Here is a 23,722-nt window from a genome sequence, read left to right on the forward strand (position 1 = left end):
ATTAGACAAAAATACTTAATTATGATATCATGAGTGTTTATTTTTATAACGGTTTTTATGATCAAAATCGGCAATATTGAGCTTTCTTCAAATATTATACTAGCTCCAATGTCAGGTGTTACGGATTTGGAATTTAGAAGATTAGTGAAAAGATTTGGTGCAGGGCTTGTAGTTTCTGAAATGGTAGCAAGTAGAGCAATGATTGTGGAATCTAGGCAGTCACTAAAAAAAAGTGCCATTATGCGTGATGATGCAACAAGTGCTTGCGTACAGCTAGCAGGCTGTGAGCCGAATGTGATAGCAGAAGCTGCTAAAATGAATGAGGGTATGGGGGCAAAAATTATCGATCTTAATTTTGGCTGTCCGGCGAAAAAAGTAGTAGGCGGTTATTCAGGCTCGGCTCTAATGAGGGATGAGCAGCTGGCAGCTAAAATTTTTGAAGCTACCGTTGAAGCGGTTAAGCTGCCGGTAACCGTTAAAATGCGTATGGGTTGGGATGATAATACGAAAAACGCTCCGACTTTAGCCAAAATTGCTGAAAGCTCAGGTGTTCAGATGATTACCGTTCACGGTAGAACTAGATGCCAGTTTTATTCCGGTAATGCCGATTGGGATTTTATACGATCAGTTAAAGAATCGGTAAAGATTCCGGTTATTGCTAATGGTGATATTACTAATTTTGCTAAGGCAAAAGAAGCCCTACAAAAATCCGGTGCAGACGGTATTATGGTCGGTAGAGGAGCATATGGCAAACCTTGGCTTATTTCACAAATTGATCATTATCTTAAAACAGGTGAAGAAAAATCTGCTCCCTCTATAGCAGAGCAGCTAGATATCGTAACCGAGCATTATGAGGCAATACTTGATTATTATGGTGAATCTGTGGGCGTACCTATTGCACGTAAGCATATTGGCTGGTATAGTAGCGGTTTACCGAATTCAGCAGAGTTTAGAGGTGCTGTTAATTTAATGAACGATCCTCTAGCTGTAAAAGAGAAAATTGTGGAATTTTATACGAGCGTTATGGAGACGAATAAATTAAAAGAATTTTAAGTTTTATTTTTGTAATATTGTTTTTTAGTTTAAGCTATGCAAGTGAAAAAGCAGTAATTATAACTGATTATAAACCGGTATTTTTGCCTGTAATTGCTGAAAATAAAAAAATAAGAATTGCTATTCGTTCTTATTTAAATAATGAAAAATCATATTTCGTTTTAGTAGATCCGAATTCTTTTAAAACTGAAATAGCCCTACAAAAGCTGGTAATTTTACCTACGAATAAAATAGAAAAAGAAAATCTTCTAAAAAAATTAAGTAAAACTCCGTATATTAAAGTTTTAAATAAATATAGCTCTACACCTTATATACAACAAAATTACGGTGCTACGAGTAGCATGTATAAAGTAAAAGGACAGTTCTTGACAATTGACATGTGTCCTTCTTCCAAAAGCTTTGAAGAAGATTTTTTTAAAAAGCTCGTAGAATTATCGATCAAACTAAATAAACCTATTCCGATTGCTATATGTGTTTCAGGATTATGGATTAATAAGCATACAGAAGAATTCTTATGGTTATTAAAACAACAAGAAAACGGTTATTTACAAATAACATGGGTTAATCATTCATTTAGTCATCCTTATTTTAAAGATAAACCTCTTGAAGATAATTTCCTTCTTTCCAATAAAGATGATTTTGAAAATGAAGTATTAGAAGCAGGGAAAATATTAGTAAGTTATAATATTGCTCCGTCACCTTTCTTTCGTTTTCCTGGATTAGTTTCCGATCAAACATTAATAGAAAAATTAAAAGATTTGGGATTTATTCCGCTTGGGAGTAATGCATGGCTTGCTAAAGGCGAAAAAGTTCAAAATGGTTCTTTTATATTGGTACACGGTAATAGTAACGAAAAAGCCGGAATAGATTTAATTATGCCGATGTTACCGGAATTAAAATTACTTCCTATTGAAAAGGCGTTTTTATTACATGACAATTGATTAGTTAGATATTAATAATACGGTAAGCTCATAGTTGTTCTTATATCACATGAAGAATATGAGAAAATTAATCAGCTTGAAGATAGGTATTGGGCAATGCAAGCAAAAAATGCGAGTAAAAGTGGTTTTTTATCAGAGGAAGAGAGTAAGGATTTTTTAAATAAGATATTAAATATCTTTCTTATAGGAAAAAGAAATGATGGAAAAGTTTATAAATTAGTTAAAAGAAAAATTAAATAGTTCATAATTATAACTTAACTTTTCTAGTAGGGCTTTTATCTCTTTGAATATCAAGTTTTGTATCGAATAGCGGAGAATCTTGTAAAAAATCAATAAGGGAAGATTCTTATGAATTTTCTTTATGATTTGTTATTATTATACTACATAAACGTTTATTATTATCTAATACTTCTAGATTTACTTCGATTAAAGGCGGAGTAAGTAAATGCTTAATAATTTCAGACCATTCTATTAAAATTAAATTGCCGTTTAATGCCTCTTCAAATCCAAGTTCATAAATTTCTTCAGGTGATTTAAGACGATACAGGTCATAGTGATATATAGTGAAGTTAGATGCTTTATAAGTTTGCAGTAAGTTAAAAGTAGGGCTTATAATGCTTGTATTTTCACCGCAAAAATATTTAATAATTTCACGACAAAAAAATGTTTTACCTGCTCCAAGGTCACCGTTAAGTAAAACTATATCATTTGGTTTTAAGCTTTGTGCTAAAAGCTTTGCAAGCTTCTTTGTCTCTTCTTCGCTATTTAGTGTATGCATTTTTTAACTTGATAAATCATTTGTAAATATTGATTCTGAAAAGTGTTGGAACCTATATTCTGCACATTCCAGTTTTCGCTATTTAATATTATTATTTTAGCGTTTAATTTGTCGTATAATCGTGAATTTTGTTCATTACTTAAAACAAGACATTTGTTATTAGACTCTTTAATTAAATCTTCTAGCTTGCTTATATATCGGAGGCTTTTTTGACTTTCGCTATATAATTTTGCAGTTTTAATATTAGTATTAAGAAAAAAATACTCGCTACTGTCACTTAATAAAATTACGTCTTTTATCGTTGCAAGCTCATTATTTTTAATCTCTTGTAGCTTATTTAATTCTTTAAGTGCTGTTGAAAGGTTATTATTAATATCTTCTTGTAGCTCAGGAAATTTTTCACTAAATATTTGTGCAAATTCCTGTAGTAAAATCACAGCATTATTAAGATCAAGCCAAATATGCCAATTATCTTTTATAGTGGTTAAAGATTTAATATCACTGATTTTTATAATGTTTTTGCTATGATTATCAATTAATTTCTCGGCAAAACCGTCAAATTGTTCATTAATATAAATTGCTATATCAGAATTTTTGACTTTTACTAAATCACTAGGTTTTAAATTATAATGATGTGGACAGTCACTACTAATAGCTAAGCTCTCGATATCCGCTTTATCCTTAACAAGCATCGAAGCAATACTGCCGATTGGCGTAATACTTACAACTATCTTAGGCTTAGCATAGCTAGTAAGGCTGAGGAATGTAAGGAATAGTAATGCTAGGTATGTCATCTCTGTGAAGGCTTGCTTGCGTTGATACCAAATCGTCATTGCTAGCGACTGAAAGGAGCGTGGAAATCTCAGGATTTTGGCACGAGATTGCTTCGTCAAAATTTTCAATTTTTCCTCGCAATGACGGTTTGACGTACTAGCTCTCATAATTGCGCCAACAACTCTAATTTACTAGGTTTAAAATCCTGCTCTATCCAAAAATTTTTTAGATATTCTAGTTTTGCTCCTATCTTTTTTTTTTCTATATTCATATTTAACAAATCATTACCGTTTACTTGGAATTTAGGACGTAATAACGCATCATATTTAAGAATAAATTCTTTTACTTGTGAATGATTTAATTTACCGATTATTCTAGCTGCTAATAAATATTCCTTATAATTCTTTTTTTCAAACCAAATTTTTTTCATGTTAAATTTAGCGTCATTCAGAAAGTTCGTTATTGATAATATTTGCATTGCTTCATGTTTTGAGAATTTCCAATCTAGAAAGACCTTTAAATTTAAATCTTTTTGACAATATAATAAGAGTGCATATCGAGTAACTAATTCTAATTTAAAATCATTTGCCTGCTCAAAAAATTTTATTTCATAATTTTGGATAGAGAATATTAGTTCTAATATTCCTATTTCAAACATAGCTTTTAAAATTTGTGCTGCTCTTTTTGAAACAATAATTTTATCCATTTCGCTTTTAATTCGCTCTCGTGATAAAGTTTTTAAGCCGTCTTTTAAAGCTTTACATGCTTTAAAGTTGCCATCATCAAGCTGATTCGCATAATAGCTAGAAAACCGAAAAAAGCGTAGAATTCGCAAATAATCTTCTTTAATTCTATCTAGAGCTTCCCCTATGAATACAACCTTTTCCTGCTGCAAATCCTTAAACCCTTCAAAATAATCATATATCTCGTTCTTAAAGGGACAATAGCTTAAAGCATTAATAGTAAAATCTCGTCTTGCGGCATCTTCGGCAAAATCGTTGGTGAATATTACTTTGGCATGTCTGCCGTTACATTCAATATCTTTCCTAAGAGTCGTGATCTCAAATTTTTCATTATTTAAAGTAGCCGTAATCGTGCCGAATTTTAAACCGGTCGGAATAGTTTTTATTTTAGCTCCAGATAAAATATTTGTTACTTCACTAGGTGTCAAATTAGTAGCTATATCTATATCGCAGCTACCTTTCTCAAGTCGATCTCTTGGATAACTTGCTTCTAAAGGTAATTTGTACGTCGATCCGGTACTCGAATCCTCACGTACGTTTATGTACATTGCGATTCTGCGTTCCGTGTCTCCTTCAAATTCCTCTTTATTAGTTTTGTTATGCAAGAGATCTAGTAACGCATCACGTACGCAGCCGCCTATAAGTCTTGCTTGTCCTTTTTCATTTAAGAGACTCAAGATTTTTCTATATCCTTTTGAGGGGATTTTTAGTATTTTGTGTGTAACTTGCATTATTCGATTTTACCTAAAGTATCGGATAGTTTTTAAAAAGACTTTGATGTCATCCTAGCTAAAAACTGGACCTTGTTATATGGCTCGTTTATGTCATTCCCACTTGGCATTGTTGTGTGGATACTGAGTCGTTATTGCAAGCGACTGTAAGGAGCGTGGCAATCCAGAAAAATAATAAAAAAATGTTAAAAACTAGCATTTTTTACTGGATTGCTTCGTCAAAACTTACAGTTTTTCCTCGCAATGACGACTCAGTATCCACACAACAATGCCAAGTGGGAATGACATAGAACAATAAAAAATCTTTATTAATCGTTATTAAGCTCCCGCGGCATTTAGATTTATAATTGAGATTAATATGAATTTCGGCTTTCTCACAATGATTATCTTTATTAATGACAATTTTTTGTCCGTAGTTGGTTAAAAAATATTATTCTCTAAAGGTAACACCATACTATCTTTTTGTCCAAACCAATTAGCCCAGTAAGTTCTATTGAAAGCAGGTATTTTATCAGCATGTATTACTAGTTTATTTTCTCTATCTTTAACGCCTACCGCCATATGATTTGCATCAAATATTAATTCCGGCTTTGGGGAGTAGGACATAAATATAAAAGATATTGCCATGATTGCAAGACCAAGCAAACGCCAAGCAGTTTTCCATATACAAAGCCAAAAAAGCCGAGTAAAAAAGAGTAATATGCTGAAATTGGTAATATAACCGAAATACTATACAGCAGTCGGTAAACTATTAAAATAGGCGGCTGATTTTATTATTATATCAATAAAGAATCCCATAAGCTTTAGGATATAGTTATCAAACCCGATCATGGTAAAAGGCAGAGATAACAAAGCAAGAGGCATAAGAAAAAATGACGTTATCGGAACGACAATGAGGTTAGCTGGTACTGAGTAAGTAGCAAATATAAAGAATTGATTAATTACTACAGGTGCCGTTATGATGCTTGCTAAGAAGCTTGAATAAATATTTGAGGCTGTATAAAATTTTACTGCTCCAAAAAGGCCTTTCTTTTCTCCAAGTAACCATGAATTCTTTAAGTAAAATTCATAACCGGCAACAAGCGATAATACGGCGATAAAAGATAATTGGAAACTTGGATGAAAAATATATTCGGGATTTAACGATAATATTATAAAAGCCGCAATTGCAAGTGAATGAAGGGGAAAGCAAGAGCGTCCGATAAATATAATACCGTAAATAAAAATTGCAGCAGTAATAAAAGCTCTAGTCGCTGCTATTTGCATACCGCTTAGTTCTAAATAACCAAAGCTTCCTATTAGCGAACAATAAGCAGAGATTAATTTTATATTGAAATTATATGCCAAATAATTTGAAAGATTTAATAAAAACCTTGTAGTAAGGAAAATAATCATCACAACTAAAGATAGATGCAATCCTGAAACACAAAGCACGTGTGATATACCGTTTTGCCTCATATCCTGCATTATTTGCCTGTTTAAACCTTTTGTCTTGCCAAGTAATATTGCAGCTGCAAAATTCCCTTTATCTTTTCTATTAAATTATTATAAATATAGGAACGCACTCTATAAATAAAACTATCAAAATTTGTTTCATTACGTTCTATAATTTGCGGCTCAGACATCGCATAGCCTTTGCTCCAATATCCGATAGATAAGCGTAAAAACCAAAATCATAACCCCCGGGTAGTATACTATTTTGCGGCTTATAGAGCTTAGCAAGCAAAGTAATTCGGTTATTTACCCTAATTTCTTGTATATATTTTTTCGGTATACTAATTTTTTAACTTTTTGTAAGTTACGATTAATTTTTTCTATCTTTATGCGACTTAATACTACTTATCCTCCTATAATAGTCGGTTTTATCGATTCTATTTTACCGCTAATTTTAGTGATGATAGGTTTATAAAGCATTTCGCTATGTAAATTTGTTACACGATATTTAGAGATGAATATGCCAAAAATAAAAGCAATAATCATTCAGTAAGTAAACTGTAAAAATATATTAGAATTTCTAGTAAAGGTTAATATTAAACAAACACAAAAAATGAAAAAAATTGTTGTAAATGAAAGCTCAAAATCAAGCGAAAAATAAACAATAATATCCGTAAATAAAACTAACAAAATACCAAATATTTAAATTATTATACTCTGTTTCCAAAGTTGTTTTAAAATATCGCAGTGTTTTCTATCAAAAGTTAAAAATACATTATATATATCTGTTATATTTTCAATAATTAGAACAAAATTCTCTTGTAATTATAAGTTAAGATAAATTAACTTATATATTGCTTTTTATTAACTTATTTATTATAATGTCCAACGTTATGTACATGAAATTTTAATTTAAATTGAGATATTTGTAATGAATAAATTAACAGAACAACATTTACTAAAAAAATCAAGATTTTTAAAATATTCTCTGCTTGCCTCTATTTCAGTAGGAGCTGCAATACCTTTTGAGGGTATGGCGATGAGTAAAGAAGCATTTCGTCTCGATCTCAGTAATAAATTGTTGAATCACGTGTCACAATTAAACGGACACAAAGATACGACAAATACCCCGCAGCAGATAGGAACAGTAATTGTATCGGAACCAGAAATAAACACATATACTCCATCTGAAATAAGAGAAATGAAAATATCTAACAAACCTAAGGCATCTAATCCATTAAAAGATGTTCCTATAGAGGATCATTATAAAGTGGTAGCACGTAGTAAGTCTGATGTCGGGAAAGCAAGAAAAGTACGACCAATTACTAGATGCAAAACATTTGCAGGCATTGAAAAAACAGAACAAAGTCAAAATACTTATACTCCTGAATCGACAGAACAAATGCCTCAAAAACCAGAGATTATAATAACAGCGTCTTCGCCTACTGTTAGCCCAGCTTCAAATAGTTTTATCACTGCACCTAATACACCAAATACTAACCTGACATCACCTGAACATTATACTACGGCACCTGGTACTCCATCATCAACACCGGCGACTCCGTATCAGCCTACTTCAGATTCTAAACCAAATGATAGTTTAGGAGCTAATACACCACCAAACATAAACACAAACTCAAAGGCAGCACGAAGATTATCGTTTAGCAGTAGCGACCCGCAACAACAGGCAGTGCAATCTAGCTCACAGGTTAAATCAGAAGTTCCTCCGAAGCCGACATTTGTACCGTTGCCTATAAAAAAAAGCAGTACTGAAATTGTAGCAGGAATGGTAAGTAATATATCACGAGTTAATGAGATGATAGGAATCAAGTTAGCTGAAGTAACACAGGCTATTAAAGATACCACAGGTAAAAAAGATAAAAAACAATTGCAGAAGTTGTATACGCAGCTAACTTCAACACAAAAAACAACAGAAGCACTCAAGTCAAGAGCTGAAGAGATAGAAACAAAAATCAAAATAGGTGAAAATAAAGATAAAATAAAGAAACTTGAAAAAGAGTTAACAAGTAAAAACAATAAAGCAGATAGATTATTTCAGAAAATAGAAAAAATAGATATTCCAACAAATAAAGTTTCGATAAAATCGCAGGAAACAGTTCCGGTTACAACGGCGTCAACCGAAGTTAGTGCGTTTCAAGCACAGCAAGCAAGAATTAATGAGGCTCGGCAAGGTGTATTTAATAAAAATAAATCAAGCGGAGATAATGCAGGAAAAAGTAGTGCTGGAACAAAAAGAGAAAAGAAAAAACAAGAAGCACAAAAGCAGTTATCAGAAATAAAGAAACAAGAAAAAGCTATAAAAACGGCATCAGATAAAGCTAAAGAAGTAGCTGCTAGTGCGAAAAAAGAAACAAGTAGAACGGCATTACGAGCCATGCAAGATAAAATGAATGGTGATTCTGAACAATTAAATAAGATAGAGAAAAATCTAAAGTTATTAACTCCTGTTGTTTATAATAGTTCTACCGGTCCTACTTATAAGCAGTCGCCAAAAGCAAAGCCAACTATACCATTAAGTCATGGGGTTAAGAGAATTTTAGGTGAACAACCAGAGGATGAAGAGGGGTACTTAGTGCCAATAAAAGTTCAGCAGCAACCTTATACAGTAATATTGCCGAATCGAGAAATAGAGGACCCTATTCCAAGTCATTCAAAAGATATTTATGAGGCTAAGGTTTCACAATACATTAATTATTTGAATAGCATACAGCCAAATCAGTCAAATCAAGCTCAAATAGATAGTGTAATAGATAGTTTAGCAACAGAAATGAGAAAGTTTAGTGCGGATCAATTTAGTCAAAAATTAGGTGAGATTGCACATCTTGCCAGTATAAAGGCATATGAAGGTTTGTTCGAGAAGTTATATGAAATTCAGCAAGCTAGAATTCCAGAAACTCAAAAAGTATATGAGCAAGCGGAAATATCTCAGTCTTATGCAGAGTATGAAGAGAATTCAAGAAAAAGCAGTACTCCAGTATTATCACGCTTGTCTTCAGCTAAAAGTGTAATATCATCAAATTTTGAAGAAAAATCAGCATTGTTACAAACCACAACTACAGATGAAAGCTTGAGATCTGACAACAATTGGAAAAATTCTGCACCATATTCTTCAAGTCCAAAGCTTGATAAAAGAGGATTAGAATATTTAGATTTAGCTGGCGACGCGTTCGTTCAGAATCTAAAACAACCTGATACGTTAACTATAGAAACTCTTGGTTTAATAATGCCAACACAAAATACAACTGTTGCTAAAAGTGACTCATCGAGGAAAAATAATGTAAGTGGAAGTATTTCGGAGATACAACAACTGCAATCAGAAAAAATGCGTACAGAAACTTTAGGTGTGCAGGATGATCTAGGGCTAGATTTACATTATGCACCTCAAGAAACTTTCACTGAAGAAAGTACCTATTTAGTTTCTAGTAAGAAAAAACAAGGTAATATAATAAAGAGAGCTGTATCAAAAGTAGGGTCAATTTTGCAAACAAATTATGCAGAGAACAGAAAAAGGAAAAGAGATGGAGAAACCTCAAAGCAAAGAACAGTAGATCAAGAGGGAGAATTTGGCCACGCTTGGGGAAATGAGAATCATAAGGAGTCTAGTTTAAGTGTAGTTAGTGGATTCATAAAAAAAGCAACTCAGCTTATAAGCCTTTTAGATGCAAAGAGAACTGCAATACTGCAAACAACCAGTTCTTCACAAAGCAAATCAGTTAGTTTAGTTTTACAGGAAATAGAAAATGATTACCGAGAAGCAATTAAAATCTCTCAAGAATTACAGCAGGTATTAATACGCAAACCGGAAGATATAAAAGCTTATAATGCAAAAGCAGAAAAAAAATTGGATGCTATTAAAAGCAGAGCAGATAAATACTTTAATAATATAGAAACAGATGTAGATGTTGGATTTAATCCAAATGGGGGAAATAGTCATTCTATGCCGACTGCTAATATGGATAGCTTACCAAAAAATTTAGCTGTAACCCCACCTATAAATGTAGGGTCACTATATAACTCTCCGCAAGCTCAACAATTTCGAGAAGATCATAAAAATATTATAATAAATGATAGATCACAAGGTAGACTAAATTTGGTTGATAGTACTATAGTAAGAGAACTTACAGATGTAGATGCTTCAATATATAATACTGCTCCTCCTGAGGTATTAAAAGAAGCTGAAGCTTTACTTGATAGATCACAAGGTAGACTAAATTTGGTTGATAGTACTATAGTAAGAGAACTTACAGATGTAGATGCTTCAATATATAATACTGCTCCTCCTGAGGTATTAAAAGAAGCTGAAGCTTTACTTGATAGATCACAAGGTAGACTAAATTTGGTTGATAGTACTATTAAAAAAGGTACACAGCCATTATCTAATTTATCTACTATATATGAGTCGGTTAGTTATGAGAATTTAGCATCAGAAACAATATATAAGACAGAGCAACCTAAGCCATCTATAAGTTACACGAATACTAGTAAACGAAAATTACCTATACCATTATTCAGAAGTGCCGAGCTTGACAAGAAATTAGAGTATTTGGATTTAGAAAATAAACTATTAGAAGTAGAGGAAGCTAGAATAGTTAAGGAAAAGCAAGTTATTGCCAAATTGAATCAATATCAAGATCCAGAAAACCTAGAATTTAAGCGGTTAGCTATGGAAGCACTAGACTTATCTTCAAAAAAATCACAATTAAAAGAAAAAAGGAAAGCCATAGAAGCAGAATTTTCTTTAAATGAAAAGTCTTCAAGCACAGATGTATCAATACGTTCCTATTCAATTGATGACATAAGCGGTGTACTTAGTGATGCAGAATCAAATCTATCCCGTTCATCTTCGGTTAGTGGCTTAGAGGATTTAAACAATTCTAATGTTATGCAATTAGGGGAATTAAAATCTAAACATGAAAAAATAGCCAATGATTATAATAAGGAATTGGAGTTAGATACTTTAAATAAAGAAAAGATTTTGTTAGAAGGGAAGATAAAGCATCTAGATACTGAATCTAAACCTAAGGTAACTGAGAGTAAGCCGGTATTTTCATGTTCATCTTCAGTTGGTAGCATAAACAGCTTCTCTAATGATGATTTGAGTAGTCGTGATGTTGTAACTCCGGTAGATACTCTAAATATAGAAATTAATAAAGATTATGTAGATACCTATATAAGAGTATTAAGCAATAAAATACAAAAAATAGAAGAATTGTCTGGCTCAAGTTCTAGAAGTGAGGAACTTAATCATATTAAAGAAGCAATGACTTATATAAGTAATCGTATACAGGATGTAGAGGAATTAGATGAAAAAATGCTTTTAGCAATAAATGCACAATTACAAGAACATGATGAAAAAATTTCTTCGTTACTTCGCGAAGAAGCTACAGATATTCTTGCTCAGTTATTGCTACAAGAAATGTTAGTGTCGGATGGTAAATCAGAATCTACCTTACCTGCAGGAGATGAAGAACAAGAAGACACAGAAGTAAGTAGACAATTATCTTCATTACCTGCACTTGCATCAAGTAATGAGAGTGCATTAGCATTAAGTGACGATAGAGAAAAGGAATGTTTAGCATTAGGCGATGGTAGCGAAGATGAAGAAAGTTATGATTCAGGGTTTGAAGAGGAAGAAGAAACAATAGAGCAATTATCCGATTCCGATGGGGGTAATCTTAAAATAACGGAAGTTGATACGGTTATTCCTCTTGAACAGGAAGCAAAAAAAGAAATGCAAACGCAAATTTCAGAAAACGCTCCTACTTTAAATCAAGCGAAAGTTGTTAATACTATTGTAAATAATATGATTCGTAACAGATTAGATGCATCTATGAATATGTCTAATAATATGGTAGCAGTGGGAGCCGGTGATGAAGAAGAGTCTCATATAAAAAGAGGTTTGTGGATGCGTGGTATGTACGGCACTAATAATCATGGACGCGTTGAGAATATGACCGGTTATAGAGGTACTAACAAAGGTGCTACTATCGGGTTCGATGCTGAAATCGACAATAATATCGTAGGTATAGCTTATAGTAATGTTCATTCAGTATTTAAATTTAAAAATAGTAAAAATAATGATAAAGAACTTATTAATAGTCATGTGGTTTCTATTTACGGACAAAAAGAATTACCGAAGAATTTTGCACTACAAGCTTTAGTATCTGCTTCTAAAAACTTTATTAAAGATAAAACAACTTATTCATATGGTGATACTAAAATTAAAAGTAATGTAAAACATCGTAATCATAGTTATAATGCGGAAGCATTACTGCATTATAATTATCTTTTGCAGAGCAAGCTCGTTATTACCCCGAATATCGGTTTAAGATACGGGAAGTCACGAGACGGGGTATATAATGAAACCGGTGTTAACGTACAAGAAATAGCTCTTACAATGAAAGAGAATAATATATTGTCCGGAATTGTCGGTACTAAAGTCACAGTACCTTTAAAAGATGCTCTAAAATTTAATAATTTAGGTCTAACATTCCAAGGAGCGGTAGAACATAATTTTAAAGAGAAAACCCAAAGAATAAATAGAGTTGTTAAAATATTTGATAATACATTCAAACATAATTATCTAATACCGAAGCAACCGAAAACATCCTATAATTTAGGAACGGGTATTATAGGCAGTATCAAAAATACTACTATTTCGTTGGATTATAATTATTATCTAAATAAACATTATAGAAGTCATCAAGGTAGTGTTAAGCTTAAGGTAAACCTATAATTTTTATACTTGCAATATTTGCAAAGGTGTTATATAAAACTTCTAACTTAATGTCATGCCGTGGTCATAGCCACGGTATGACTAACTCATATTGCTTACTTTAAAATTAAGGCCCCTTCGTCTAGCGGTTAGGACACCACCCTTTCACGGTGGGAACACGGGTTCGAGTCCCGTAGGGGTCACCATTCTATATTTTCCTATAATATAAGATCTTAAATAATCAAAACTATAAAGCACCACCCTACCGACTTTGTCCATGGGTTATTTAGTTTACATGCTTATATACTGGAGCCTGAAATAGGTAGATATTACGCAGTAGCATATGTAAATGAAAAAGTAAAACAAATTGTACTTACCTATCGAGGTACTACATTTGAAAAATTAGATTTGCTCAAAACTAATTCACCGTTTAAAGCTCATTTTAAAAGTATTTTAGGTGGACAGATAGTGGCACAGCAAGCGGCCGCATATGAAGCTACAAAGGAGATTACCAAATATGCTGAAGAGAATAATTATAATTTATCTTTCACAGGTCATTCTTTAGGTGTATGGCTCGCAGAGCTTAGTTTATATTTTGCTCATAGAGATTTTCATTATCCAAAAGCAAAGGCAATCACATTCGATAGCCCGGGTTTAGCTACAGAAAATCTTTAGCCGCAGATGTATAGCCATGAAACTACCTTTGACGTAAAAATTTTAAATATAACAACTTATTTATCAGCTCCAAATTTTGTAAATGTCTGTAATCCGCATATTAATAAAGCACTTGATATTTATTACCTTTAGCAAGCAATCTAATATATAAAAATGCTACTGCAACGACATTTGGAAGCTTCTTAGAGGTAATCGATCAGCCTATAAGCGGTAATATTGCAACCGGACAATTTTTAGAGGTTTATAAGCATTTAGAAAATAATGCCGCACAAGGTTGCCCATCAAAAGAGATCATAACCCCTGAGGGAACATTTGAACTTTCTTACAAAGGTCATTATCGTATAAAAGAAGTAAATTTGTCTGTAGATATAGCAAATACAAATAATAAGGGCAGTAGTGATTGGTATCTAGCACAGTTGAGCAAATTGAGTATAGATAAAAAAGAAATACCAAATTTAATAAAACAATAGTTAAAAGTAATAAAAAAACTATATGAACCTCAATATGGCAAATATTATATCTTTACAAACTTATCTAAAGTTAAAGTAGATGACTTAAGAGAGCAAATTTTAAGGTTAATTGAAGTAAGTTTATCAACTTATAATTTGATTGTCCATAATGAAATATTACAACAAATAGAAGAAACTTTAAACGAAAAACGATTTGTAACAATTAGTGCTTTCGCTGGAGCCGGTAAAACCACTCTAGCTATAAAATATGGAGATAGACAAACACAAGCGAAAAAGAAAATAGTACGTTTTATTAACGTAGATTCTGCAGACAAAGTCCTTGAAGCATGTAGACAACTTACTAAAGAATTTACTATTTACGTAATAGATGAAAAGGAAGAAAACATAATAAGATTAGTCCATGAGAGGATTGCTAATTTAAATTCAGCTATATTATTTATTTTTGATAATGTTGAAGATCATAAAGATATAGAGCCTTATCTTAACAGTATAATTAATATACTTAATGATAAGGCACAAGTGATAATTACTACTAAAAATAATAATTTAAGTGATGATATAGAAAATATTATATTAGTAGAGTCTTTTAGTAAAAAAGAAGCGATATTATATTTAAAGAAATCTCTAAAAAATAGATTAAACAAGAAAGATATTGATAAATTAGTAGAAGACTTTGGTAGTAACGATGCTGCATCACCTTATAGGCTATCTAAAGCAGTAGCATATTTAAAAGCAAATAAATTACTTAAAGTAAATGATTACATTAATTACTTTAAAAATAGCAAAGATGATCATATAGAAACCGTTTTATTACTACAATTATTAGAAAAATCACCTTTAGCTTGGCAGATATTTTACAATATTCTGCAGATTTAGACCCTGAGTTTATCAGTATAGAGATTTTCGAAGAATTATTTTTAATAGATGAAGAAAAGCTACAAGAACCTATAAAAAGGTTATAGAAGCATTATCGGTAATGAATCTAACATACCAAAATAGACAAGCTGGCTTACCATTACATAGATTAATGCAATTTATAACAAAGCAATATATAAATAAAATAAAGAACATGCGATAGATGAAAAAGAGATTTATACAAGACTAGCAGAAATCTTAGATGATTTATTTCCAATATTAACAGATGTTCCAAGTGAAGACTGGGAAAGTTCTAAAATATTTTATCCCCATGTAGTAAAAATATTAAATGATGATATTGAAATGGATAAATGTAGAAAGGCAAATTTATATCAAAAAATGGGTTATTATAATGAATATATATTATGTAAATTTGAAGAATCGTTAAAATATTATAAGAAAGCTTTAAAAATCGATCAAGAATTAGTTCATCCTTCTTTTATTGCTAGCTCTCTTAATAATATCGGAGTGATTTATGAAAATTAGATAATACATACGAAGCTATAGAGTTCTATAAACAATCTTATTTAATGTACGTCAAACTTTAGGTTTAGGTCACTACAAGGCTAAAAACTTATCTCAAAAAAATTGCACCAGAATTTATACAAAATAATGAAACTAGGGAGTTTATATTATAAAGAGGCGATTTTGAGGAAGTTACATTAGAAATTAAACAAAAAATACAAAAGAATGTTTTAAATAAAATATATATTAATGTTGCTAAAGATAAGTGGAATAGTAAGTTCTCAATCTTAGGAAATTGGGGGTGCAAGGCTATTTAGGTGATAGATATTTATAGCAAAACAACTAGGAGTTTTATCTGACCTTAAAAATATAGAAATAGCTAAAATGTTATGTTTTGAAGCGATTTGCTTAGGAGCGATTAACAGCTCTAGCAAAAACTTCACTTGTGTAAAAGAATTTGTTAGAGCCTATCCTGAATTAACAAATAAGATAACAAACGAACATCCTGAATATTTTATTGATGGCTCAATATTACGGGTATGTGTTAATGATGAAGCAATTTTAAATAAATTGCTAGCTAGTGGTTAGTGTGGCTATGTAGCTTTACCCTCATCCTGAGGAAAATCAGATTTATCCATTAAATTTTTAGCAATGTTGCTTTCTGAAAGCTTAACTGATTGAAAATATTCGGATACAAGTTTTATCACTTCATCACAAAATTCATCTTGTAGCTCTTTACTTGCGGTTGATTTTTGGTTTTGCATTAACTGTATAGCATCAGATTTTTTATGCTCTAAAAATTCTTCAATTTCTTTAGTTTTTTCTTGAATGATTTTTTTGGTAACTTCATTACTGTCTTCTATCATTTGAGAGCGTAAAGTTTCTAATTTCTTTATTTGTGCGTTGGTGTGTTTAAAGAGCAAAGCAGCATCTTCTTTTAACTTTTCAGCTTGTAGAACTTTTTCTTGGATTTCTAAAATCTTAGCATCTAAAGAATTTAAAATGGCTTTTTTTGCCGGTCTATAAACTAAATATAAAAAAATTACAAAACTAACGGCAAGCCAGAAGCTCTCATCTAGGAAATTCATTATTTTACTTTTATATTTTGTAGTAAATTCATATCTGCTTTAGTGCCAGCTATTTTTTCAATAATATTAACGGCAAGCTTTATGATTGCTGCGCTTTTATTAGTTCTAAATTGCTTAGCAGCTAAATTTATATCTTCAATGTTTTGATTTATAGCGTTTTTTAAATCTTGCTCTAGATTCTTTTTTTTAATTAAAAATTCTGATTCTAAAGAGTCTATTTTTTCTTTTTTTAGTCTATCTATTTCAGCATTTGTTTTGTCTATTTCCTCGTTATAATATTTATTTAGCTTTTCTACTTCTATGGTCAATGTATCGGCTTGCGTAATATTATCTTGAATATTTGTCTGTCTATTATTAAAAATTTCTTCAGCTTTTGGAGTTATAAATTTATAAACAAAGATATACAATAAGCCGAAAGTAACGATAAGCCAAAAAATTTGTGAATAATAGGTAGCAATATCAAATTGAGGCATCTTATTTAAAAATGAATTTTAAGAAAAAATAAGTAACATAGCAATTACAAAGGAAAAAAGTCCCATTGCTTCAGCAAGACCTGCACCGATCAGAGCCATTCTTTGTAAGTTTTCTGTAGCCGAAGGGTTTCGTGCTATTGAACTAAGTAGAGAGCTAAATATATTACTAACGCCTAAAGCTGCACCGTACATGCCGATAGCCATAAGTCCTGTACCAATAAATTTTAAAGAAACCATGTCCATAAAAAAACTCACTTTTAATTAATCAAAAAATTTTATCTAATTATCTGTATAATAGGCTTTTTGCACAACGAAGCTAATAAAGAGGAATTTGCAGGAAACACGAAGCACAGAACTGCAGAGTACAAAAAAGTACGTGAGGATTCAAGCATCGGATTGACGTACAAATTACCTTTAGAAGCAAGTTGTGCAAAAAGCCTAGTGTAAATTAATAGCATCATTAAGATACATACAAGATAAAATAGTAAAAATATAAGCTTGAAGTATTGCAACAAAAATTTCAAACCCAATTAGTATCACCATAATAGGGATTGGCAGAAATTTCAAGTAAATCATTAATGACACGGTAAAACCGGCTATTACTTTTAATAAAACATGTCCTGCCATCATATTAGCGGCAAGTCGCAATGATAAACTAACCGGTCTTGCTAAATATGTAAATAGTTCAATTACTATCATCAACGGTGCTAACCATAAAGGAGTACCATGCGGTAAAAAAAGGGTTAAAAAACGTAAGCCGTGTTTTACAAAACCGACTATAGTTACCATTAAAAATACTAGAATTGCCAAGGTAAAAGTAACGATAATATGACTAGTAGTAGTAAAGCTATAAGGTGTCATACCAAGTAAATTACAGAATAAAATGAAAATAAATAAACTAAAAACTAACGGAATAAATTTACGTCCTTTTACTCCTATATTCTGATTTAACATATCAGCTACAAGGTTATAAACTATTTCAGCACTCACTTGTAATCTAGAAGGTACTAATTTCCGGTTATAAAAAGCTAAGTAAAAATAAGTTAGAGCTGAGATGCTAGCAAGTAACATATAGATACTCGAATTAGTAAAGCTGACGTCAAAACCGAACATTTTGATGTCTATTAATTTTTTGATATCAAATTGTGCTAAAGGGCTATGAGTCATTTCCTTACTTTTTATTATTTACTTTTTTCCTTATAATGTTAAAGCCGGCAATCATTCCTATTATTGTAAATATAATAAGAAATAAAGGTTTAGAATTAAAAATTTTATCCGTAAATATTCCAATTACGACACCTACCATTGTACCTGAAACTAAATCTACAGCGATAGTGAAGGGGCTAATTTCTTGCCGAATTTTAGGATTAGAAAACTTAGGAGTTGTTAAGTCTTTAATTCTTGCTTTGATATCTTTTAGTTTTTCCGTATTCATTAGTTTATCTCCGTCATTGCGAGAAGACGCCATAGCCGTCGACGAAGCAATCTCAGGATATTTAACGAGATTGCCGCACAGTCTACGACTGCTCGCAATGACGATCTAAATTACAAGCTCATTTCATTTTTTGCTTTTTCTTTCTGCTCCTCTAAAGCTTTATCAACTGCTGTGGAAATAGTATCTATGTTATAACTTCCTGTTTGTACTCCGTTAACGAAGAAAGAAGGAGTACCTATAAATTGGGGTGCTTTTGCTACAAAATTGGTATTAGCAATTAGTATTGCAGTAATTTTATCATTATTTAAACATTGTTTATATTCTTCCGGAGAAATACCGCCAAGTTGTCCTATATCAGTTAATAATTCTCTGTATTTATTGCTATATGCCCACTTATCTTGTTGTATTAATATGATATTATGAAGTTGTGTAAAACTATTTGTATCCCCCTTGCAGCGGGCTAAAATTGCAGCATCTAAATCTTGTTTAGTAGCAATAAATTCACGAACCACATATGCAATTTTGTTAGTATCAATATATTTTTTCTTAAGTTCCGGAAAAATTGTTTGATGATAATAAGCACAATGCGGACAGGTAGGAGAAAAATACTCGACTACTATAACATTTGATTTTTTGTTACCAAGAACCATATCATTATCATCAACTTTAAAAGTGACTTTAACAGGTTTTATTGCAGGATTTTTTTGTTTTTGTGAAGCCGGCGTTGATACTTCATCAGTCTGATTATTATCATTAGCAGGAACTATTGATTCAGCCGTATTTTCAGAATTTACGGCTTCCTGATTCGTTTCTTTAGAAGTTTCGTTATTTTGAGTTTCGTGCTCTATTATTTGTTTTTCCTCATGGTTCTTATCTTGTGCTTTTTCTTCTGAACAGCTACTCAAAAATAATAAAAATATTAGTATAATAAAAATACTTCGCATATTTATTCCTTTAACTTATTAATATTATCTACAATAAGATCGTATCAATTTTATTTCAATAAAAATCTCTACTTTATAATAAAAGCAAAATGTGCTATGCTATAGAAAATAATAGTCTAACATTAAGTTCTTAGGCACTAAAACCACTACGGAGGAATTAATAATGGCAAATACAACACAATCCGAACAAAAATCTGAGTTTAAAATAGGGCAGAGAATTGTCTATCCTGCACATGGAGTTGGTGAAATAACAAATATAGAATATCATACTATTGCAGGTACTGAAATTAAATTATATGTAATTTCCTTTTCGCAGGATAAAATGACATTAAAAGTGCCTGTTAGTAGAGCTGCAGTTGTTGGTCTTAGAGCGGTTGCAAGCAGAAAAGATTTAGATGTCATATATTCAACTCTTCAAGGTAAACCAAAACAAGGAAATAGAATGTGGAGTAGAAGAGCCCAAGAATATGAAGGCAAAATTAACTCAGGTAATATTGTAGCTATAGCCGAAGTATTACGGGACTTACATAAAAATGTTGATAATGATCGTTCTTACAGTGAAAGAACACTCTACGAATCAGCTTTAAATAGACTTGCAGGCGAGCTTGCTATTCTTGAAAACATCCACCCAACCGAAGCAATTAATAAGTTAGTTGAAGTATTGCGTGAAAAATTAGTAGCATAGTTATACTCGTTCAACTTGAAAATTTGACTGTGTCGTCTTTGTAAGTCCTCGGATGCTCACGTATTAAAAGTATACGCTCTGCTCCTCGGCTTACAGGCTCCTTGCTCTTTTCCAAGTTGAGCTTCGTATAGCTACCCTTCATTTACTCGGATTATATTTTTATGGATTGGCTGTAGTCTACGACTACTCGCAATAACGAAAAAGCTGATCCATGCAACAAAGCAGACTTGATCACGAACATTTTAATTACTCTACTAACAGATAATTCATCCGGAATTTCTCAAGGGATGTATTAACTACATAGTCAACAAATTCTTTTAATAATTTTGGATCTGTTACTTCCTGTCCTTTATCGTCACGAGCAGTTAAAAGTTTTGAATTAATTTTTTCAAGAACGCCTTTCTTAATATCATCAATATTATGCGTACCGTCTAACATTTCTAAAATATATTTTTCATGTATCGGTATACCTACCATATCGTTAAGTCTATTAGTGACGCTAAACACGCTAGTTACATTATTAAAATATGCTTGTTTTGCTTGGTATCTTGCAAATTCGCTAGTTTTAGGTTTTTCGGTGATAGTTGCTATAGCATGAGGTTTTGTCTCAAATATTTTGAGATAACCTTGAAAAATGAATATGATAAAATGCTGTTCTAATGCTGCTAAGAAATCTTGTAATTGATATTTACCAAGCTTTTTAAAAGCTTCTTTTGCTACTTGTTCTAAGCTTATCGGATTGCTAATATTTTCGGCATATACATATAAAATAGCTTTCATGATCGGCGAAGTGGTTGAAATAAAAGGCTCAGGTAAATTTTCGTAATAGAAGCTAACATTTTCCTGTTCGTTAGTTAAATCAACAGCTTTTTCTAGAATTACCGGTCTAATATTAAGGCTAGTAAAAAACTCTTTTAAATTATTAAATTCAATTTTTCTGTTTATAGGTATGTTTTGATGACATAATAATGTCGAGCGGAACTTTCTATTAGTGATAAAATCCATATATTGCTCAGTACGAACAATATCATTAACGGCTTGTAGCTTTTCTGCTGCCTGAGTAGGTAAATTACCGATAAACATTGCAGTAAGCGACGTATCACCTAAGTAATTTAGATGATTTTTTTGAGCTTTTTCTATGAATTGGTGAAAATATATACCTGTATTAATTTCGCCTAAATATTCATGTAATACATATGAGTCCGTATATGCAGATAATAATTTTGTTTCATCTCGTAAGAAATTAGAATAAGGCGTTGTGGAGCTTTCTAATGAGTCATTGATGAACTTTAAAAGTAATTTAGCTTGCTGTAATTTATCATGGCTAGTATTAAATAGCTCTGAATGGAACATAATCATTTCACGTATTGTTCTCTGCATATTCCAGCCCGGGAGCGTATTATAGCTTACAAAAGCTATGCCGTTCGGATTTAGCAGTTTATTACAGACTTTGAGTATTTTATCTTGTACTTCTTCAGGTACCCATGAATATACGCCGTGACAAACTATGTAATCAAACTTACCGTATGACTCATCAAGGTCCAATATAGATAATGCCTTTAGTTCGGCATTTTTTATTTTCAAATCACTGATAATTTTTTTACCTAATTCTATTTGTGTTTTGGATAAGTCAACACCTAGAGATTGTGATTTAGGATATGTTTCAGCAAAGTTAAGCAGATTAACACCGATTCCACAACCGAGTTCAAGTATTTTAGCAGTTTCAAGAGGTGGAGGGTTTAGCCCGAATAGCTTGCCGATAGTTCTTAAATAAGGTGGGGAGGTATAACTGAAAGTAAATGGAGAATAAGGTACTTCATCATAGGATATTTTATTAGCTTGTTTTGTCATAGTATTTACATAAATTAAAAATCAATTTTAAGCAGTTTCAAAAGATTAAGCAATATATTTATATACAAAAAACTTTAAATTTAACTAATGCTCATATAATATGTAAGTGAAGTGTAATTTTATTTTATGAAAAATAATAATAGTTATTTTGGTTTTTTAAGAGGTGCGATAAAAATCAAGAAGGATGAAATTTTTCTTGTGAATCTGATTGGGATAGTGCTTTATTGTATGGATCAGAAAATACTCTTGATGTCATTCCCGCTTTTAGCGGGCGTTGTTACATGGTGTGAGAAAAGTGTTCAATGTCATTCCTGCGAAAGCAGGAATCCAGCATAAAGCGAGATAAATCGAGCTTTTAATTTCAAAAATTTGCTGTATTTAATACTTTTTTTCTGGATTCCTGCTTTCGCAGGAATGACATTATTAAACAAACTATAACTTAATCAATTGTGCTTTAGTTGCAAAATTTTCTATTCCCTCTAGATTGGTAGTGGTAACCCATAGTTGCATGTTTAAGCCGGTCAAAAATTCGATTAAATATTGACGTCTTTTGTCGTCTAAATGCACAAAGACCTCATCTAAAAGTAAAATCGGTGCTATTTTAGTTAGCTTTATAGCATAATTCATTTCAGCAAGGATTATTGCAATTAATATAGCTTTTTGTTCACCGGTAGAACAGAATTTGGCTAAGATATTTTTCTTTTGATGCTTTACTAAAAAGTCACTTTTATGAATTCCAAAACTAGTGCGACCAAGTAGTTTATCTTTGCTTCTTGTTTGATAAAGTTCTGCAGTAATAAAACTAACAATATTTTCTTTGCCGTTTAATATTTTTTGTTCAACAATGCCGTCAATCGATAAATCGGCTTTTGGAAATTCATTTTCAAGGTCATCTATTGCTTGCTGCATAAATTCTAAGGTTTTTAAGCGATTATTAGCAATATGGTTAGAAATATCAGCCATCTTTTCTTCAATAATTTTAAGCCAATTATCATCTCTTATATCTTCTACTAGAATTTTATTTCTCTCATGCATGTAATATTCGTATTTACTAACTAGCTCTGCATGCTTTGGATCAAAATTATAAACTATTCTATCAAGAAATTTTCTTCTATCACTGCTACCGCTTGTAAAGATTCCTTCCATGTGTGGAGTCAGCCATACCATGCTAGTGAATTTACTTAACTCATTATTGGCTATTTTACTTTCGTTATACTCAGTTATCCTTCTATTAGAACTACGTTTAAATTGGGTGGTAAATTCTGCAAGTCCTAGCTTACTTTGCAATAGAGCTTTAACTAGACAATGATCTTCTGAAGTTTTGCATACATTGGCAAGTTTTGCTGATCTCAGCCCTCTTCCTGGATAAAATAGCGATATAGCTTCTAAAATATTAGTTTTACCGCTACCGTTTTCACCTATTAAAATTATTGGTGTATTATCTGTTTTTAGTTCAAGATTTTTAAAATTACGATAATTCTCAAGACTTAAGGAATGTAGGAAGATATTTGTCATTTTATGAAAGAATAAT

General features: G+C 31.6%; 22 protein-coding genes, 1 tRNA gene and 2 pseudogenes. 11 read left to right on the forward strand and 14 right to left on the reverse strand.

Translation table 11 applies throughout. The features are described 5' to 3' along the window. Window positions 1-57 precede the first annotated feature (57 nt). The 3 genes from dusB to RSL_RS09185 all read left to right on the forward strand — a co-directional run bounded on the left by dusB (window position 58) and on the right by RSL_RS09185 (window position 2,234). A complete protein-coding gene (gene dusB, locus RSL_RS00080; RefSeq protein WP_014273094.1) occupies window positions 58-1,053 on the forward strand; it encodes a tRNA dihydrouridine synthase DusB in 996 nt (331 codons plus the stop codon). Further along, a complete protein-coding gene (locus tag RSL_RS00085; RefSeq protein ID WP_148258512.1) occupies window positions 1,038-1,994 on the forward strand; it encodes a polysaccharide deacetylase family protein in 957 nt (318 codons plus the stop codon). Before dusB ends, RSL_RS00085 begins: the two co-directional genes overlap by 16 nt. Window positions 1,995-2,090: 96 nt before the next feature. After that, on the forward strand, window positions 2,091-2,234 hold the full coding sequence (locus RSL_RS09185) for a hypothetical protein (RefSeq protein WP_014273096.1): 144 nt from the start codon (window positions 2,091-2,093) through the stop codon (window positions 2,232-2,234). A gap of 7 nt (window positions 2,235-2,241) precedes the next feature. Here RSL_RS09185 and tsaE read toward each other — a convergent pair. From tsaE to RSL_RS09190, 6 genes and pseudogenes are all read right to left on the reverse strand, one after another. Next, window positions 2,242-2,772, reverse strand: a pseudogene (gene tsaE / locus RSL_RS00090) (tRNA (adenosine(37)-N6)-threonylcarbamoyltransferase complex ATPase subunit type 1 TsaE). Continuing rightward, the gene (locus RSL_RS00095; RefSeq protein ID WP_014273098.1) at window positions 2,760-3,713 is read right to left on the reverse strand and encodes a metal ABC transporter solute-binding protein, Zn/Mn family; all 954 of its coding nucleotides are present in this window, start codon (window positions 3,711-3,713) and stop codon (window positions 2,760-2,762) included. Before RSL_RS00095 ends, tsaE begins: the two are co-directional and overlap by 13 nt. After that, on the reverse strand, window positions 3,710-5,020 hold the full coding sequence (locus tag RSL_RS00100; RefSeq protein ID WP_014273099.1) for a palindromic element RPE1 domain-containing protein: 1,311 nt from the start codon (window positions 5,018-5,020) through the stop codon (window positions 3,710-3,712). The genes RSL_RS00095 and RSL_RS00100 overlap by 4 nt, the downstream gene beginning before the upstream one ends. A 420-nt stretch (window positions 5,021-5,440) precedes the next feature. Then, window positions 5,441-5,647 carry a hypothetical protein gene (locus tag RSL_RS00105; protein WP_014362268.1) on the reverse strand — a complete coding sequence of 69 codons (207 nt, stop codon included), beginning with the start codon at window positions 5,645-5,647 and terminating at the stop codon, window positions 5,441-5,443. Between the two features lie 102 nt (window positions 5,648-5,749). Continuing rightward, window positions 5,750-6,478 carry a ComEC/Rec2 family competence protein gene (locus RSL_RS00110; RefSeq protein ID WP_014419673.1) on the reverse strand — a complete coding sequence of 243 codons (729 nt, stop codon included), beginning with the start codon at window positions 6,476-6,478 and terminating at the stop codon, window positions 5,750-5,752. A 381-nt stretch (window positions 6,479-6,859) separates the two neighbouring features. Beyond that, complete coding sequence (locus tag RSL_RS09190) at window positions 6,860-7,000, reverse strand: hypothetical protein (protein WP_014410261.1); 141 nt, start codon at window positions 6,998-7,000, stop codon at window positions 6,860-6,862. 385 nt (window positions 7,001-7,385) lie between these two features. Here RSL_RS09190 and RSL_RS00120 point away from each other — a divergent pair, with 385 nt between their 5' ends. From RSL_RS00120 to RSL_RS00145, 6 genes are all read left to right on the forward strand, one after another. Then, window positions 7,386-13,211, forward strand: a complete 5,826-nt coding sequence (locus RSL_RS00120; protein ID WP_014273100.1) for a surface cell antigen Sca1 — start codon at window positions 7,386-7,388, stop codon at window positions 13,209-13,211. A gap of 110 nt (window positions 13,212-13,321) precedes the next feature. Further along, window positions 13,322-13,396: transfer RNA gene (locus tag RSL_RS00125), tRNA-Glu, on the forward strand. Window positions 13,397-13,598: 202 nt separating this feature from the next. Beyond that, on the forward strand, window positions 13,599-13,865 hold the full coding sequence (locus RSL_RS00130) for a lipase family protein (RefSeq protein ID WP_041472064.1): 267 nt from the start codon (window positions 13,599-13,601) through the stop codon (window positions 13,863-13,865). 605 nt (window positions 13,866-14,470) lie between these two features. After that, window positions 14,471-15,211, forward strand: coding sequence for an NB-ARC domain-containing protein (locus RSL_RS00135; protein WP_014273101.1), 741 nt, complete (start codon window positions 14,471-14,473; stop codon window positions 15,209-15,211). Window positions 15,212-15,553: 342 nt separating this feature from the next. Further along, window positions 15,554-15,736, forward strand: a complete 183-nt coding sequence (locus tag RSL_RS00140) for a tetratricopeptide repeat protein (RefSeq protein ID WP_010976710.1) — start codon at window positions 15,554-15,556, stop codon at window positions 15,734-15,736. Window positions 15,737-16,099: 363 nt separating this feature from the next. Beyond that, window positions 16,100-16,303, forward strand: coding sequence for a hypothetical protein (locus RSL_RS00145; RefSeq protein ID WP_014419674.1), 204 nt, complete (start codon window positions 16,100-16,102; stop codon window positions 16,301-16,303). Between the two features lie 5 nt (window positions 16,304-16,308). On the opposite strand, the gene RSL_RS00150 is transcribed toward RSL_RS00145, so the two are convergent. From RSL_RS00150 to RSL_RS00160, 3 genes are read right to left on the reverse strand one after another with little or no spacing between them, the layout of a single operon-like run. Beyond that, window positions 16,309-16,803 carry a F0F1 ATP synthase subunit B gene (locus RSL_RS00150; protein ID WP_014273102.1) on the reverse strand — a complete coding sequence of 165 codons (495 nt, stop codon included), beginning with the start codon at window positions 16,801-16,803 and terminating at the stop codon, window positions 16,309-16,311. Continuing rightward, window positions 16,803-17,276: a F0F1 ATP synthase subunit B family protein gene (locus RSL_RS00155; protein ID WP_010976713.1), complete on the reverse strand. Its 474-nt coding sequence runs from the start codon at window positions 17,274-17,276 to the stop codon at window positions 16,803-16,805. The genes RSL_RS00150 and RSL_RS00155 overlap by 1 nt, the downstream gene beginning before the upstream one ends. Before the next feature lie 18 nt (window positions 17,277-17,294). Further along, entirely contained in the window at window positions 17,295-17,519 is a 225-nt protein-coding gene (locus RSL_RS00160) for a F0F1 ATP synthase subunit C (protein ID WP_010976714.1), read from the reverse strand. Window positions 17,520-17,540: 21 nt separating this feature from the next. Here RSL_RS00160 and RSL_RS07165 point away from each other — a divergent pair. Further along, a pseudogene (locus RSL_RS07165) lies at window positions 17,541-17,720 on the forward strand (palindromic element RPE1 domain-containing protein); the annotation flags it as partial. Here the strand turns inward: RSL_RS07165 and RSL_RS00165 are convergent. The 3 genes from RSL_RS00165 to RSL_RS00175 all read right to left on the reverse strand — a co-directional run bounded on the left by RSL_RS00165 (window position 17,715) and on the right by RSL_RS00175 (window position 19,655). Further along, entirely contained in the window at window positions 17,715-18,443 is a 729-nt protein-coding gene (locus tag RSL_RS00165) for a F0F1 ATP synthase subunit A (RefSeq protein ID WP_014273105.1), read from the reverse strand. The pseudogene RSL_RS07165 and the gene RSL_RS00165 sit on opposite strands and share 6 nt — an antisense overlap. A 4-nt stretch (window positions 18,444-18,447) precedes the next feature. Then, on the reverse strand, window positions 18,448-18,711 hold the full coding sequence (locus RSL_RS00170) for an AtpZ/AtpI family protein (RefSeq protein WP_012719316.1): 264 nt from the start codon (window positions 18,709-18,711) through the stop codon (window positions 18,448-18,450). 110 nt (window positions 18,712-18,821) lie between these two features. Further along, window positions 18,822-19,655 (reverse strand): DsbA family protein, encoded by an 834-nt coding sequence (locus RSL_RS00175; protein ID WP_014273106.1) that lies wholly within the window; start codon window positions 19,653-19,655, stop codon window positions 18,822-18,824. Window positions 19,656-19,818: 163 nt separating this feature from the next. Between RSL_RS00175 and RSL_RS00180 the strand changes: the two genes are divergently transcribed. After that, window positions 19,819-20,340, forward strand: a complete 522-nt coding sequence (locus RSL_RS00180; RefSeq protein ID WP_014273107.1) for a CarD family transcriptional regulator — start codon at window positions 19,819-19,821, stop codon at window positions 20,338-20,340. A gap of 246 nt (window positions 20,341-20,586) precedes the next feature. On the opposite strand, the gene RSL_RS00185 is transcribed toward RSL_RS00180, so the two are convergent. Together RSL_RS00185 and recF are read right to left on the reverse strand one after the other, a co-directional pair. Next, window positions 20,587-22,191, reverse strand: coding sequence for a methyltransferase regulatory domain-containing protein (locus RSL_RS00185; protein WP_014273109.1), 1,605 nt, complete (start codon window positions 22,189-22,191; stop codon window positions 20,587-20,589). Window positions 22,192-22,623: 432 nt separating this feature from the next. Then, on the reverse strand, window positions 22,624-23,706 hold the full coding sequence (gene recF, locus RSL_RS00195; RefSeq protein WP_014273110.1) for a DNA replication/repair protein RecF: 1,083 nt from the start codon (window positions 23,704-23,706) through the stop codon (window positions 22,624-22,626). Window positions 23,707-23,722: the final 16 nt, after the last annotated feature.

This window comes from Rickettsia slovaca 13-B (genome assembly GCF_000237845.1).
Classification (GTDB): domain Bacteria; phylum Pseudomonadota; class Alphaproteobacteria; order Rickettsiales; family Rickettsiaceae; genus Rickettsia; species Rickettsia rickettsii.

Bases quoted from the DNA above. Each gene is read 5' to 3' on its own strand.
- dusB (WP_014273094.1), top strand. From the start codon at position 58: ATGATCAAAATCGGCAATATTGAGCTTTCTTCAAATATTATACTAGCT.
- RSL_RS09185 (WP_014273096.1), top strand. From the start codon at position 2,091: ATGCAAGCAAAAAATGCGAGTAAAAGTGGTTTTTTATCAGAGGAAGAG.
- RSL_RS00095 (WP_014273098.1), bottom strand. From the start codon at position 3,713: ATGAGAGCTAGTACGTCAAACCGTCATTGCGAGGAAAAATTGAAAATT.
- RSL_RS00100 (WP_014273099.1), bottom strand. From the start codon at position 5,020: ATGCAAGTTACACACAAAATACTAAAAATCCCCTCAAAAGGATATAGA.
- RSL_RS00105 (WP_014362268.1), bottom strand. From the start codon at position 5,647: ATGGCAATATCTTTTATATTTATGTCCTACTCCCCAAAGCCGGAATTA.
- RSL_RS00110 (WP_014419673.1), bottom strand. From the start codon at position 6,478: ATGAGGCAAAACGGTATATCACACGTGCTTTGTGTTTCAGGATTGCAT.
- RSL_RS09190 (WP_014410261.1), bottom strand. From the start codon at position 7,000: ATGATTATTGCTTTTATTTTTGGCATATTCATCTCTAAATATCGTGTA.
- RSL_RS00120 (WP_014273100.1), top strand. From the start codon at position 7,386: ATGAATAAATTAACAGAACAACATTTACTAAAAAAATCAAGATTTTTA.
- RSL_RS00140 (WP_010976710.1), top strand. From the start codon at position 15,554: ATGGATAAATGTAGAAAGGCAAATTTATATCAAAAAATGGGTTATTAT.
- RSL_RS00145 (WP_014419674.1), top strand. From the start codon at position 16,100: ATGTTATGTTTTGAAGCGATTTGCTTAGGAGCGATTAACAGCTCTAGC.
- RSL_RS00150 (WP_014273102.1), bottom strand. From the start codon at position 16,803: ATGAATTTCCTAGATGAGAGCTTCTGGCTTGCCGTTAGTTTTGTAATT.
- RSL_RS00155 (WP_010976713.1), bottom strand. From the start codon at position 17,276: ATGCCTCAATTTGATATTGCTACCTATTATTCACAAATTTTTTGGCTT.
- RSL_RS00160 (WP_010976714.1), bottom strand. From the start codon at position 17,519: ATGGACATGGTTTCTTTAAAATTTATTGGTACAGGACTTATGGCTATC.
- RSL_RS00165 (WP_014273105.1), bottom strand. From the start codon at position 18,443: ATGACTCATAGCCCTTTAGCACAATTTGATATCAAAAAATTAATAGAC.
- RSL_RS00170 (WP_012719316.1), bottom strand. From the start codon at position 18,711: ATGAATACGGAAAAACTAAAAGATATCAAAGCAAGAATTAAAGACTTA.
- RSL_RS00175 (WP_014273106.1), bottom strand. From the start codon at position 19,655: ATGCGAAGTATTTTTATTATACTAATATTTTTATTATTTTTGAGTAGC.
- RSL_RS00180 (WP_014273107.1), top strand. From the start codon at position 19,819: ATGGCAAATACAACACAATCCGAACAAAAATCTGAGTTTAAAATAGGG.
- RSL_RS00185 (WP_014273109.1), bottom strand. From the start codon at position 22,191: ATGACAAAACAAGCTAATAAAATATCCTATGATGAAGTACCTTATTCT.
- recF (WP_014273110.1), bottom strand. From the start codon at position 23,706: ATGACAAATATCTTCCTACATTCCTTAAGTCTTGAGAATTATCGTAAT.